The following is a 13,899-nucleotide window of genomic DNA, read 5'->3' as shown; positions in this document are numbered from 1 at the left end:
CCACGGTAAGGAGTACGTGCATGACTGATTTGGTATTGCTGCATGGTGGCAATCACGGCTCGTGGTGCTGGGGGCCTTTTGTGGATGCATTGAGCCAGCAACCCGGAGGCTTCGAGCGTGTGATCACCCTGGATATGCCCGGGTGCGGCAAGAAGCGCGGTCGGGATGTTGTATCCCTGCGATTGGATGACGTGGTCGAGGAACTGAATCAGGATTTGCGTGTGCTTGGGGTGAGCCAGGCTGTCTTGCTCGGGCACTCCATCGCCGGGGCCGTCCTGCCGAGGATGGTGCTCGCCGCTCCGCAATTGTTTTCGCACCTGGTGTTCCTGGCTTGCGCGTTGCCTGATGAAGGCCAGTCCATCCTGCAGATGCTCGGTTCAACCCTGCACGGCGAGAGTCCTGACCACGTTGGCTGGCCGCTAGACCCTGTGCATTCAACCCCACAGGCGATGGCCGTGGCCATGTTCGGTCAGGACCTGAGTCCGCCAACCCTGGAATGGTTGTTAGGCGAAGTCAGCCAGGACACGACGCCACTCTGCGTCGCAACAGAGTCGATCAGCCGCGAGGGATACGCTGGAATGATTCCCGCGAGCTACATCATCACGCAGCGCGACAACATCCTGCCCGTCGACTGGCAGCGCCGTTTTGCGCAACGTGCCGGTGCAGGGGAGGTGATCGAGATCGACACGGCCCACGAGCCATTCGTATCGCATCCGCAGCTTCTGGCGGAAGTCGTACGGGGTTTCGAGCGGGCTCGGTGATGGGCGATATCAGCGTTTCAAGTCAGGGCAATGGCAAGGCTATCGGCAGCCATTGGTTGATTCTGTCCATCGTCGGCTTCAATTTTATCTCTTATGTGTGCAGCGGCTTGCCGTTGGCGGTGTTGCCCGGCTTCGTCCTCAAGGACCTTGGGCTGACTTCGGTATTGGCCGGTGTGGTCATCAGTTCGCAGTACCTGGCGACGCTTCTGGCCCGTCCCTTGGCGGGCACCGTGGCTGATCGCCTGGGCGCCAAATTCGCGGTTGTATGCGGGTTGAGTGGATTGATGCTGAGCGGCACACTGACGGTGGCCGCCATTGTCCTGCACACACAGTCCTGGTTGACCCTGACGCTATTACTGCTGGGCAGGCTGGTATTGGGGGCGTCCACGGCCATGATCTCCACGCCTTGTTGCACCTGGGCCATAGGCTTGTGTGGTTCATCCCGATCAGCACAGGTCATGTCGTGGAACGGAATAGCGGCTTACGGCGGTACGGCGGTTGGTGCGCCTTCGGGCGTGCTGCTGCGCAATTCGCTGGGTCTGTTCAGTGTGGGGCTGTGCACCGTTTTGCTTGGTCTGGTGTTTCTGCTTGTGGCGCTGGGTAAGCGCCCTGCACCCATTGTTGCAGGTGCCAGGCTGGCGTTTCATCGCGTGCTGTTCACGGTCATGCCCAATGGCTTAGTGCTGGTATGCAGTTCGGTGGGCTTCGGCGGCCTGACGGCATTCGTGGCGCTGTATTTCGATAGCCAGGGTTGGGATCACGCCGCTTATTGCTTAAGTGGTTTTGGCGTGGGCTTTATCTTTGCTCGATTGACCTCGCCTGGATTATTGCAGCGATTCAGGGGCTACAAGGTGGTGGCCGGCTGCCTGCTTGTGCAGACCCTGGGTATGCTGCTGATATGGCTTGCACCGTCGCCTGCGCTAGCCATTGCCGGCGGGGCGTTGACCGGGATAGGGGTATCATGGGTCTATCCGGGGCTAGGCGTTGAAACATTGGCGAGCACTCCGGCCGCGAACCGTAATTCGGCGCTCAGTGCCCTTTCATTATTTTTCGATACTGCAGTGGGGGTGGCCGGTCCGGTAATGGGCCTGGTTGCCTCAGGTTTCGGCTTTGCTTCGATATTTCTTTGTGCTGCAGTGATGTCAGCAGGCGGGTTTCTAGTGGTGCTCTGCCTATGTTGACGGAAGGGCCGTATGCGGCGACGAGCCTTTCTTCGCTGAAACCCAGCGCCGTACTCCACAATCCGGCCATACCCTCCAGGTAACGATTACCCTAGTTGTCGATGACATAAACACCGTCGCCGCGCTCGATAATCAGTGGCCCTTTCTCCTGGTGTGCACGCGCATCGGTGTAGGAGTGGAGGTGAAAATCGATATCGTTTTGGGCCCACGATTCTGTCGAGTGCGGCATGCACGGATCCTTTACAAACGGTAAGTGAGAAAGCAGTCAGTCGTCCAGTTCGAGCACCTTGGCCAACTCAACGTAGTCCAGGCTCCACAAGGTGCCACCGCCCAATTTCTGGTTATGCATGGAGCGGAAACCGGTCAGTTGCTGCCCGCGTTTGCTGAGGGTTCGGGCCATTTCCAGCGGAACGGCGAACGGGTAGGCCTCTTCAGGTACCAGCCAGCCGGGGCAGAAGGCCAGGGCCAGTGCGCGGCGTGGACGATCCGAGACGTTAGCGCCGCCACCGTGGACCATTTTTCCGGAGTAAAGAATAGCGTCGCCTTTTTCCATGACGGCTGGAATGGTCGGTGTGCTGTCGATACGCTCGCGATCATTGAAATCAGGCCAGGCATGGCTGCCCGGGATGATGCGCGTGGCACCCATTTCTTCGGTGTATTCCGACAGTGCCACCAAACAGTTGCACATCACCTCTGGTCCAGCTGGGCCGAGGTTGCGAAACACCGGGTAGTTTTCCAGATCGCGGTGCAGGAACTGCTGTTTCTCGCCAGGCTGGATTTCGATGATTTGCGCAGCGTTCATCCAATACGCATCGCTGGTCTCCAGCATCAGTGTGTCGACATACGACAGCATGATTTCGTGGTCCAGCATCTCTTCGCGAAAGGTCTTGCTGCGGCGAATCAGTTGGGTAATTCGCTTGGTTTTCTTGCCGGCGAATTCCTTCATCCATTCCGGGCCTTCGTAGCCTGCGGCCCAAGTGGAGACAATCGGGTCCATGTCGGCATTGAATCGCTCGACCTGCGCTTTGAACAGCCCCTTGATAATCACGCCGCCGTCTTCGTCGATGATGCGCTTGACTATCTCAGGTGCTGTGCCAGCGGGTACTTCTCTGATTTTTGCAGGGGCTTGGATTTCAGTCGCGAGCATGATGTTCTCCGGTCGGTAGAAACTGTGTGTGCTCCTGGAGTCCCGCGGAGCATGACCAGATCATAGGTAGCGCCGTCTGCGGCCAACAGGTGGCTGCCGGCCAAATTTGCGCACTTCAGCGGCCAGTCGTGCGCTTGGCTTTCAACCACAGAAGTTTGGCCACCATGCACCTGTGCATCCACGGCGTTGCGATTCACCATCTCCCCCCAGTGGCCGAATTTACGGCAGGTAATTGATTGGCAGGAGACCCTCATGCGTGCAGATATCAGCTTTAAGACAACCGATGGCCTGACGCTCAAGGGCTGGCTCTTTACTCCACAGAACGGGGCCGACTCGCATCCGGCGATTGTCATGGCGCACGGCTTTACGGCGGTGAAGGAACAATACCTGGACCGCTATGCCGAGACGTTTGCCCGACAAGGTTTTGCGGTGCTGGTTTACGACAACCGCAACTTCGGCGCCAGCGAAGGACTGCCTCGCCAGGAGGCCGATCCGTTGTTGCAGGTTCGCGACTACCGCGATGCGATTACGTATGTCAGCAGCCTCGAGAACATTGACGCTTCGCGGATCGGTATCTGGGGCTCAAGCTATAGCGGCGGCCATGTACTGCAAGTGGCAGCCTTCGACCGTCGGGTCAAGTGCGTGTCCGCCCAGGTGCCGGCCATCAGTGGCTCCGCCGATGTACGCATGGCCGTACGTCCGGACCTGATGCCTGGGCTGGTGGAAGCGTTCGAGGCGGACCGCGCGGCGCGTTATGCCGGTGATCATCCGCTACTGATGGAAGTGGTCAATGAAGACCCGAAGTCTGACTGCGCATTGCCAGGCCAGGATTCCTACGACTACTTCATCGACAGCCACCACAGCGTGGCACCGGCCTGGCGCAATGAGGTCACGCTCAAGAGTATCGAATTGCTCAACGAGTACGAACCGGCTTACGCGATTGACCGTATCAGCCCCACACCCTTGCAGATCATCGTCGCCCAGAAAGACACCGTCACTGTTCCCGACCTCGCGCTCAAGGCCTATGAGCGTGCGTTGCAGCCCAAGCATCTGGTGCTGCTCGACTGCGGTCATTTCGACCCTTACCTGAGCGAATTCGAAGCCTCAAGCTCAGCCGCCGTCGAATGGTTCAAACGTCACCTCTGATCAAGCCTACTGCCTTTGAAGGAAACACCTATGTCCGCTGCAAAATGGCCAGAAGCCCACAGCCAATCCAAAGCCCTGTATGACCGCGCCAGTCAGGTCATGCCGGGTGGTATCACTCGAATCCTTCCGTGGCAGGAGCCTTTCCCGGTCTACGCCGGAAGTGGTTCGGGGGCTTATGTCACCGATGTCGACGGCACGCGTCGGCTGGACCTGCTGAACAACTTTGCTTCGCTGATCCACGGTCATGCTCACCCGGCGATTGTCGCGGCGATCCAGGAGCAGGTGACCAAGGGCACCGCTTTCACGCTGCCGACTGAGCCGGAAGTCGCACTGGCCGAAACCATCTGCGCCCGCGCCGAAGGCTTCGAGTGGATTCGCTTCTCCAACTCCGGTTCCGAAGCGGTGATGTGCGCCATCAAGGCGGCTCGCGCAATTACCGGACGGTCTAAAATCGTCAAGGCTGAAGGGGTTTACCACGGCTCTTACGATTACGCCGAAGTCAGCCTCGACTCATCGCCGGAAAACTGGGGTGACGACCCCCAGTCCATCGGCTATTCGAAGGGCACCCCTGAAGGCGTCAAGAGCGACGTCGTGGTCATTCCTTTCAACGATGTAGATGCAGCAGAACGGATCATCCTGGCCAACCGCGATGCCATCGCGGCGATCATCATTGATCCGGCGCCTAGCTACTTCGGTTTTGTGCCAGTGTCTCAGGCTTTCGTTGAAATGATCCGCCGGGTTTCGACCGAAATCGGCGCTGTGTTCATTCTCGATGAAGTCATCACCTTCCGCGTGCACAGCGGCGGGGCGCAAACCCGCTTTAACATCAAGCCGGATCTGACCGTACTGGCGAAAATCATCGGTGGCGGATTCCCGGTCGGCGCGGTGGCGGGCTCGCGCAAGTTCATGCAGGTGTTCGACCACCGCGAGGGCAAACCGCTGTTGCCATGGAGCGGGACCTTCACCGCGAACCCAATCACCATGACGGCCGGAAAAATCGCCTTGGACCTGTATACCCAGGCCGAGTCTGATCGTATGGACGTGCTCGGCGATCGTTTGCGCGCAGGCCTGACCCAGGCGTTTTCCAATGCTGATTACCCGGGCCAGGTGACGGGCTTCTCGTCGATGTTCATGGTGTTTGGTCATCAGCGCGAGGTGCAGGATTACCGCTCCGGTTACTCCAGCAAGGAGGAAATGAAGTGGGTGACCGCGCTGCAACGCAATCTGGTGCTGGAGGGCTATCACATTGCCAAGACCGGCAAGGCTTTCCTCTCGACCGTCATGACCGAAGAGGATGTCGATGGCTTTATTGCGGCCACAGAACGCGCGGCAAAATTGGCGGTTGCACAACGCTGATGGCATAGACAGGTCGCGGGTTTGAAAAAGGGGGGCACCACTCAGTGGATGCCCCCCTTTGTTTCATCGTCGCAGACTCACCTGAAATGCCGTAGCTTACCCAGCGTATGGCGTGCTATCCGGCCGTTCAAAAAAAGGAGGCGCCCATTGGACGCCTACTTTGATCTCTACGGTGAGCGCTTCCATCACTGAGCGGTATAGGCACCGTCAACGGTCAGCAACGAACCGGTCATCCACTGAGCGTCTTCCGAGGCAAGGAATGTCACGGCCTTGGAAACATCCTCCACGTTGCCGATGCGCGGCCAGGGTGTCAGGTTTTCCAGCAGTGTCTTGATCTCAGGGTTGTCCAGTTCCTGGCGAACCATGGCCGTGGCGAGGAACCCCGGGCAAACGGCATTGACGTTGATCTTGTGTTGCGCAAAATCGACGGCCAACTGCCGGGTCAGATTGTTCACGGCGCCTTTGGATGCGCAGTAGGACGCCTCTTGAGCCAGACCGACCAAACCGCCGATGGACGAGATGTTGACGATCTTGCCGCGGGTGCCAGTGTCACTGACCTCCTGTTTCATCATCTGGGTAATCGCGAACTTGCAACCCAACCACGTTCCCTTGGTGTTGACGTTCATGGTCAGGTCGTAATCAGCCTCGGTTTCTTCGACGATGGTCTTGAGCTCTACCGCGACGCCAGCGTTGTTGATCATGATATCCAATCGGCCAAAACGTCTGACGGCTTCCTGAACCAGATTGTCCATGTCGGCGTATTTGGACACATCAGCTTTTACGAAAATCGCCTCACCACCGTTCTGGCAAATCAGGTCGTCGGTGTCGATGTGCAGGTCTTTTTCAAAGCCTTCCGGGCGGGCGCTTTTGGAGAGATCCGAGCACACCAGGTGGGCGCCCTCTGCGGCGAGCGCCAGGGCGATGGCGCGGCCGTTGCCTGAGCTCGAACCGGTCACAATGGCTATTTTATTGTTGAATCGCATTGAATCGCCTCCATCGGCAAAAACTGTCTTCGGGTGAGGGACTGCCCCTCGGTTTTGCAACTACAGGGTCGAGTCTACGAAGCGTTCGAGGGCGAAAACAGGTTCGAAAGGGACAGCCATTGGCAGTCGCTTCATTCACGAAAGTCCTCGAAAAAATGGCCACCGGAAACCTGTTGCCACGGCCTTGCCGAGCGATAGCCTGCGCCCGAATGTCCAGCCATCCACTCTCGACCCGAGGCGCCTCATCATGTCCCAACCCGATGTCCATTCACTCAAGCGCGACACCTTAGGCACCAAGGACCTGGTGCTGCTGGTGCTCGCTGCCGTAGCCCCCATGGGCATCGTGGTTTCACTCACGACCCTGTCCATTGCCTTGGGCACGGGGGCTGGCACGCCTGGCACCTATATCGTCGCTGCGCTGATTTTTTCGGTGTTTGCGGTCGGCTACCTGAAAATGAGCCAACGCATCACCGATGCTGGTGCCTTTTACGCTTACATCGCCGCGGGCTTTGGCGAGCGCGCCGGGCGCATGGCCGCTTGGCTGGCGGTACTGACTTACAACGCCATCACGATCGGCACCTTTGGCAGCCTGTCGTTCTTCAGCAGCTTGGTGCTCAAGGACCTGACCGGCATCGACATTGCCTGGCAGTGGTTTGGTCTGTTGTGGTTTGTCGCCACCCTGGTGCTGGGCTATCTGGATGTCAGTGCCAGCGCGAAGGTGTTGGCCGTAGCGTTGCTCTTGGAAGTGATCAGTCTGTTCGCGCTGGATTTTTCCGTGCTGTGGAGCAAGGGTTTCCAGGGGTTTTCGCTGAGTGTTTTCGACCCGCACCTGGTGTTGGGCAGCGGCGCGGGCTTGAGCCTGATTCTAGGACTGGGCTCTTTTATCGGCTTTGAAGCCACGGTTATCTACGGCGAAGAGGCTCGTGACGCTCGGCGCACGGTATCGCGCGCCACCTACATTGCGATTGCGCTGATTGCCGTGTTCTACCTGACCACCACCTGGGCCATGGTTTCGGCGGTGGGCGTCGATCAGGCCAAGTCAGTGGCGGCTGCGGACCCTGCGTCTTACCTTTTCATCATCAACACCCAATACCTGGGCACTCTGGCAACGCAGATCATGCAGGTACTGGTGATCACCAGCCTGTTTGCCGGCTTCCTGGCATTGCACATGAGCACGGCGCGTTACCATTTCTCGTTGGCACGCAGCGGCGTGCTCCCGCAGTGGTTGGGCAAGACCCAGCCCAAGCATCATTCGCCATTTAATGGCACTGTGGGGCAGTTGGGCCTGTTGGCGATCGTCACGGTCTGCTTCATTGCCGCAGGCCAGCATCCTTATCTGCAGATGGGCGTGGCCCTGTTCGGTATGGGGGTGTTAGGTATCGTGTTGCTGCAATGCCTGACCAGCTTTGCCGTGTTGCGTTATTTCCGTGGCCAGCGCCACACCGAGTCCATCTGGAGCACGGGCGTTGCGCCCTTTCTTGGCGGGGTCAGCATGCTCGTGGCATTCGGGTTGATGATCGACAATTACCCGGTGATGACAGGCAGTGATCAGTGGTGGGTCAACCATCTGCCGCTGGTGTTCTTGCTGGCACCGGTTTTGGCAATGGCCGGAATGGCCTCTGTAAGAACGCGTGAAGTGGTGCAGCACTGACAGGCCTGATGACCCCCAGAGTGCTTGCGCCTCTGGGGGCTTGCGTTTACGTATCGGTGCCCAGCAGGCGAACCATGAATTGCGCTGCCTGCGCTAACACCCTGCGGCCGGTTTCTATCTTGCCGGCGCTGGTCAGCACGCCGTGGGCGTGCCCCGGTAAATGCTGGTGCACCACCTCGCTGCCTGCACGTGCGGCAGCGGATGCGTACGCAATGCCCTCATCCGCCAACGGGTCATGTCCCACTGTGAGGATGAACAGGGGAGGCTGCTTGCGACCCTCTGCATGCAATAGCGGCGACAGTCGCGCATCGTGCCAATCCTGCCCGGGTGAAGTGTACTGCTCTCTGAACCAGTGCATGGATCTGGCCGTCAGCGGAAAGCCGCAGGTGATGCGACGATACGACGGCTGGCTGGCGGTCATATCGGTGACCGGATAGAACAGCGCTTGCCCCTTGAACGTCATCCCCAGTGCCTGACACGCCGGGTCATTGGCCAGCACGGTGGCCATGTTTCCCCCCGCGCTGTCCCCCGCAATCAACGCCCGCATGGGGTCGATCTTTAGCTGTGAGGCCTGGCTTGCGATGTACTGGATGGCCGCGAGGCAGTCCTCCAGTGGCACCGGAAATCGATGCTCCGGGGCCAGGCGGTACTGTACGGCAATCACAGTGGCTGACGTTTGATTGGTCAGCGATCGGCAAATACTGTCGTGGCTGTCCAGGTCACCGATCACCCAGCCGCCGCCATGAATAAAGACCACTACCGGCGTCACCAGGTGTGCTGGCGTGCCAGCGGCTCGGTACACGCGTAGGCTTGCTATCCCTGCGGCCACCGGATAATCCAGCGTGCGTACGTCGGCGACGGTCTCCGGCTCGAGCCCGTTGGCGGCGCAGGCTTTCAGATAGTTGGTTCGCGCGTCCATCAGGGAGACATCCTGAAAGGACACTTCACCACTGGCCCTGAAGGCCTGGATCAGGCCCACCGCGTCGGCGGCGACCTGATCCAATGCAATAGGCTGCGCTATCGATCTGTTCATGAATACACAGACTCCCTGGCAACCAACAGACGATAATCGTCCACCTTCCAGTCCGCGGCCAGTGCCCGGTACTCGTCAACGGTGCCCGACCAGTTGTTGATGACCTTGCCGGCGGCGTTTTTGTACCAGCTGGAGCAGTCTGAGGAGAACGCCGAGGACTGCATATTGGTCTGCAGCGAATCGTTGTAGGCGTTGAAGGTGTCGGGCTTGACGTCGACTGCGGCGCGCGGGTGTTCGCCGAGCCCTTTGACCGCCTGGATAATGTAGCGCTGCTGGATCTCGAGCATGGTAATGATCGAATTGTGGTTCAGGTTGGTGTTGGGCCCGTAAATCATGAACATGTTCGGGAAACCCGGCACCGTCATGCCCAGGTAGGCTTCGGCGCCTTGTGCCCAGCGATCGTGCAGGGTCTGGCCGCGGGTTCCGGTCACCTGTAGATCCCCCTGGAAAGCCTGGCTTTCAAAGCCGGTGCCGAAGATGACGCTGTCCAGTTCATGCAGCGTGCCGTTTTTGTCGATGATGCCTTCGGGGACGAACCGATCGACGGCAGCCGTTTCCAGTGTCACGTTGCTGCGCATCAGTGCCGGGTAATAGTCATCGGAGCGCAGGATTCGTTTGCAGGCGAACTCGTAGTCCGGGATCAGCTTGGCGCGAAGTGCTTCATCCGACACTTGCGCCGCCAAGTGGCCGGTGGCCATTTTGATGCCTTCCTGCTGTGCGTCGGTACCGTGACGGGTGCGTGCGAAGCCGTTTTCGCGAAAGGCGTGCAGGGTGCGTCGACTTTCCTCGTACAGCTCCGGTTGCGCGCTATAAGCATCCAGTTGCTCCCGGGTGAAGACCATCTGGTTGCGCGGCATGATCCAGTTGGCGCTGCGTTGGAATACTGTCAAATGGCTCGCCTGCTTCGCCACTTCCGGCACGTACTGCACGGCACTGGCGGCTGCGCCAATGCTGGCGACTTTCTTGCCGGTAAGGTCCAGGCCCTCTGGCCATTGGGCCGAGTGAAAGGCGTGGCCGGCAAAGGTATCCAGGCCCTTGAACGCGGGGATGGCCGGCTTGTTCAGTTGGCCCCAGGCCGGGACGAAAAAACGCCCCTGCAAACGCCGACCGTCGGCGAGCTCGAAAGCCCAGCGATTGGCCTGTTCGTCCCAGTGGGCCTGGCTCAGCTCGCTGTTGAGTTTGACGTGTTTCATCAAGTCATAACGAGCGGCCATGGAGTCCATGTAGCGCAGCAGTTCATCGCGGTCTGCATACATCTTGCTGACGCGAAGGTGCGGGTAAAAGCTGTAGCAGTACAAGTGTGATTCGGTATCGCAGGCGGCTCCGGGGTAGGCGTTGTCGCGCCATACCCCGCCAATGCGCGCGCCGCGCTCCAGGATGATGAAGTTGTCGATGCCTTGCATTTTCAACTGCGCGCCCATGCCCAGGCCGCCGAAGCCCGCACCGAGAATGACGATGTCGTAGGAAGTTTGTGCTGTGTTCAACATGGGTCGATACCTTGTGAATAGGGACAATAAAGGGGCTGGTTAGAAGGCTTTTCTGTAAAGGGCCAGGGCGTCCGCCTCGCGCACTTCGACGGGGTTGTTCATCAACAGGCGCTCCTGTTTCATGGCGTCATGGGCCATCAGTGCCAGGCTGTCTTCGCGGACGTTGACGTCGCGCAGTCGACGCGGCGCACCGGAGCGGTTCATCAGGTCTTCCATGAATTCGACGAAGCGGTTCGCACGGGCAGTGACCGTCGCGGTGCTTGCACCCAGCAACACGTCAGCCAGTTCCGCGTACAGCGGCGCTGCGGCACTCAGGTTGAAGCGCAATACCGGCCCCAGCATCAGCGCATTGGAAAGCCCGTGGGGGATGTGGTAGTGGCCGCCCAGCGGATACGCCAGTGCATGCACCGCGGCGACCGGGGCATTGGCAAACGCTTGGCCGGCGAGCGTCGCGCCGAGCAGCATGGCCTCGCGGGCCAGGCGATTCTTGCCGTCTTCGCAGGCTGCGATCAGGTTGCGCGCCAACAGCCTCAAGGCCTCGCGGGCGAGGGCATCCGACACCGGGTTCTTTCGATGCCGGCTGGTGTAGGCCTCGATGGCGTGCACCATTGCATCGATACCGGTGGCGGCGGTGATCAGCGGTGGCAGGCCGATGGTCAGTTCGGCGTCGAGGATCACCTTGTCGGCATACAGCTGGTTGGATACGACGCCCATCTTGGTCGTCTCGCCTGTCGTCAGAATGGTGATGTTGGTCACCTCCGAGCCGGTACCCGCCGTGGTCGGGATTTGCACCAATGGCAAGCGCGTGCCCTTGACCTTGCCGATGCCATACAGCTCGGCCAGCGCCTGGTTGGAGGGGATTAGCACGGCGGCCAGTTTGGCAATGTCCATCGATGAACCGCCGCCCAGGCCCAGCACCAGGTCGACGTTTGCGGCTTTGGCCTGGCCCACGCAGTCGTGCAGCACGGCTTCAGGTGGGTCGGCGACCACGTCGTCGAACACGCTGACAGCAAAGCCGGCCTCAACCAGTGAAGCCTTGGCGGCGTCCAACAGGCCGGCGGTGTGCAGAAACTTGTCGGTGACGATCAGCAGGTTGCGCCGCTCGGTCCAGTTTCCCAGGATTTCGCCCAGGCGGCGCGCGGCGCCCCACTCGGCGACGATCGAGGCAATGGTGTCAAAGGTGAAGGGTTTGAAGATGCTCATGAGTCCGGATTCCTGACAGGAGTTGGTTCGCAGTCGATGGCCCATTTAAGAGCACCGGCTTCTGGCGAGCTTCAACCTGAAGGTGGAATTTGCTTTTCGACAGGGTGGAGAAAGAGGGTTGGCCAAGGGTGAGGCGGGGAAATATGGCCACCTTGAACCTGTTGCAAATCCACCCGTAGGTTAAAGATCGAAGCACGGCAACGCGCTAGAAAATCGGCCAATAAATACAAGACTCAAAGCCACTGGAGGAACGATGAACCTGCCTCATCAACCAAAGTTTCTGCCCAACACCGAAAGCTTCAAGGCATCCCCCCTGCTGATTGCTGGGTTGCTGGAGGCCGGTGTGCGCGCGGCGGGCAACAACGAGATCGTCTATCGAAACATCACCCGCTACGACTACCCGACGCTCAATCGCAGGGTTCATCAACTCGCCCATGCGTTGAGCGCATTGGGGGTCAAGGCCGGGGACACGGTGGCCGTGCTGGACTGGGACAGTCATCGCTATCTGGAGTGCTTTTTTGCCATTCCGATGCTTGGCGCCGTGCTGCACACGGTCAACGTGCGACTGGCCCCCGAGCAGGTGCAGTTCACCATGGCCCATGCCGAAGACACCCTCGTTCTGACGCATCGCGATTTCATTCCGTTGCTGGAGTCGATTGGCGGGGAGCTCCCGAGTGTTCGCGGTTACGTGCTGTGCGAGGACGAGGAGAGTGGTCCTCAATCGTCACTCCCTGTGCTGGGAGAGTACGAAGCGTTGTTGGCCGGCCAACCGATGCACTACGACTTTCCCGAGTTCGACGAAAATGCAGTGGCGACCCTGTTCTACACGACCGGGACCACCGGCAATCCTAAAGGCGTGTATTTCACCCATCGCCAATTGGTGCTTCATACATTGGTGGGTGCCAGCGCACACGCCAGTGCGGGGGCGCCCCTGCTGAGTCGCGACAAGGTCTACATGCCCATCACCCCGATGTTTCATGTGCATGCCTGGGGCGTGCCCTATATCGCCACGATGATGGGGTGCAAGCAGGTCTATCCAGGGCGATACGAGCCCAATGTGTTGGCGTCGCTGGTGGTGAACGAGCGCGTCAGTTACTCGCATTGCGTGCCCACCCTGTTGGCCATGGTCCTCGGCGCGGCTGAAGCGACTCATGCCGATCTCTCGGGCTGGCATGTGCTGGTGGGCGGCTCAGCGTTATCCGCCGGCCTGGCCCGAAAAGCGTTGGCGATGAACGTGGATGTGCGTGGCGCCTATGGCATGTCGGAAACCTGCCCGATCATTTCGCTGACCAGTTTGCCGGCAGACTTTGCCGAGTCTGATGAAGAACAGCAGTTGCATTGGCGCTGCAGCGCGGGGGTGATTGCGCCATTGGTTCAGATGAAATTGGTCGACGAGCACCATCAGCCTTTGCCCCAGGACGGCCACCAGGTCGGTCAGTTGCTGGTACGCAGTCCGTGGCTCACACCGGCGTATTACAAAGACCCCGACAGCAGCGAAAAACTCTGGCAGGACGGCTGGCTGCACACCGGCGATGTCGCCAGCATCGATCAGCATGGGCTGGTGCATATCCATGATCGGCTCAAGGACCTGATCAAGACAGGCGGGGAGTGGATTTCGTCACTGGACATTGAAAGCCTGATCAGCCGGCATCCACACGTCAGTGAATGTGCGGTCGTCGGGATGCCGGACGCGCGCTGGGGCGAGCGGCCAGTGGCGCTGCTGGTGCAGACTCCGTCGACCGCGGCGCTGGACGCTGAATCGCTCAAGGCGCATTTGATGAGCTTTGTAAATCAGGGCACGCTATCGAAATGGGCCATTCCGAGCGAGGTTCGGGTCGTGACGGCAATCCCCCGCACCAGCGTCGGCAAGCTGGATAAAAAATTGATTCGGACACAGTTCTGATCGCCCGGAGTTAAGATTGCATTCAACACTCGTGGTCCCAAGGCAGTC

Annotated in this window: 11 protein-coding genes; 6 read left to right on the top strand and 5 right to left on the bottom strand. The window is 59.5% G+C overall.

All coding sequences use genetic code 11. The annotated features are described in order from the left end of the window. Positions 1–20 precede the first annotated feature (20 nt). Positions 21–761, top strand: a complete 741-nt coding sequence (locus B0D71_RS05425; RefSeq protein ID WP_103393825.1) for an alpha/beta fold hydrolase — start codon at positions 21–23, stop codon at positions 759–761. After that, the gene (locus tag B0D71_RS05420) at positions 761–1,942 is read left to right on the top strand and encodes an MFS transporter (protein ID WP_103393824.1); all 1,182 of its coding nucleotides are present in this window, start codon (positions 761–763) and stop codon (positions 1,940–1,942) included. Before B0D71_RS05425 ends, B0D71_RS05420 begins: the two co-directional genes overlap by 1 nt. 265 nt (positions 1,943–2,207) lie before the next feature. Here the strand turns inward: B0D71_RS05420 and B0D71_RS05410 are convergent, their stop codons facing one another. Further along, complete coding sequence (locus B0D71_RS05410) at positions 2,208–3,089, bottom strand: phytanoyl-CoA dioxygenase family protein (RefSeq protein ID WP_103393823.1); 882 nt, start codon at positions 3,087–3,089, stop codon at positions 2,208–2,210. Between the two features lie 252 nt (positions 3,090–3,341). On the opposite strand from B0D71_RS05410, the gene B0D71_RS05405 reads away from it, so the two are divergent. Together B0D71_RS05405 and B0D71_RS05400 are read left to right on the top strand one after the other, a co-directional pair. Further along, positions 3,342–4,235 (top strand): alpha/beta hydrolase, encoded by an 894-nt coding sequence (locus B0D71_RS05405; protein ID WP_103393822.1) that lies wholly within the window; start codon positions 3,342–3,344, stop codon positions 4,233–4,235. Positions 4,236–4,265: 30 nt separating this feature from the next. Beyond that, positions 4,266–5,591: an aspartate aminotransferase family protein gene (locus B0D71_RS05400; RefSeq protein ID WP_103393821.1), complete on the top strand. Its 1,326-nt coding sequence runs from the start codon at positions 4,266–4,268 to the stop codon at positions 5,589–5,591. A 185-nt stretch (positions 5,592–5,776) separates the two neighbouring features. Here B0D71_RS05400 and B0D71_RS05395 read toward each other — a convergent pair whose 3' ends face one another. Beyond that, a complete protein-coding gene (locus B0D71_RS05395) occupies positions 5,777–6,574 on the bottom strand; it encodes an SDR family NAD(P)-dependent oxidoreductase (protein WP_103393820.1) in 798 nt (265 codons plus the stop codon). Between the two features lie 247 nt (positions 6,575–6,821). Here B0D71_RS05395 and B0D71_RS05390 point away from each other — a divergent pair, with 247 nt between their 5' ends. Further along, positions 6,822–8,225: an APC family permease gene (locus tag B0D71_RS05390; protein ID WP_103393819.1), complete on the top strand. Its 1,404-nt coding sequence runs from the start codon at positions 6,822–6,824 to the stop codon at positions 8,223–8,225. 46 nt (positions 8,226–8,271) lie between these two features. On the opposite strand, the gene B0D71_RS05385 is transcribed toward B0D71_RS05390, so the two are convergent. From B0D71_RS05385 to B0D71_RS05375, 3 genes are read right to left on the bottom strand one after another with little or no spacing between them, the layout of a single operon-like run. Then, complete coding sequence (locus tag B0D71_RS05385; RefSeq protein ID WP_103393818.1) at positions 8,272–9,258, bottom strand: alpha/beta hydrolase; 987 nt, start codon at positions 9,256–9,258, stop codon at positions 8,272–8,274. Beyond that, positions 9,255–10,745: a flavin-containing monooxygenase gene (locus B0D71_RS05380; protein WP_205885965.1), complete on the bottom strand. Its 1,491-nt coding sequence runs from the start codon at positions 10,743–10,745 to the stop codon at positions 9,255–9,257. The genes B0D71_RS05385 and B0D71_RS05380 overlap by 4 nt, the downstream gene beginning before the upstream one ends. 39 nt (positions 10,746–10,784) lie before the next feature. Then, the gene (locus tag B0D71_RS05375; protein WP_103393817.1) at positions 10,785–11,948 is read right to left on the bottom strand and encodes an iron-containing alcohol dehydrogenase; all 1,164 of its coding nucleotides are present in this window, start codon (positions 11,946–11,948) and stop codon (positions 10,785–10,787) included. 253 nt (positions 11,949–12,201) lie between these two features. Here B0D71_RS05375 and B0D71_RS05370 point away from each other — a divergent pair, with 253 nt between their 5' ends. Continuing rightward, a complete protein-coding gene (locus tag B0D71_RS05370; RefSeq protein ID WP_103393816.1) occupies positions 12,202–13,851 on the top strand; it encodes a fatty acid--CoA ligase in 1,650 nt (549 codons plus the stop codon). Positions 13,852–13,899 lie beyond the last annotated feature (48 nt).

The sequence above is a fragment of the Pseudomonas laurylsulfativorans genome (assembly GCF_002906155.1).
GTDB lineage: Bacteria > Pseudomonadota > Gammaproteobacteria > Pseudomonadales > Pseudomonadaceae > Aquipseudomonas > Aquipseudomonas laurylsulfativorans.
This window is presented reverse-complemented; position numbering and strand designations above follow the sequence as displayed.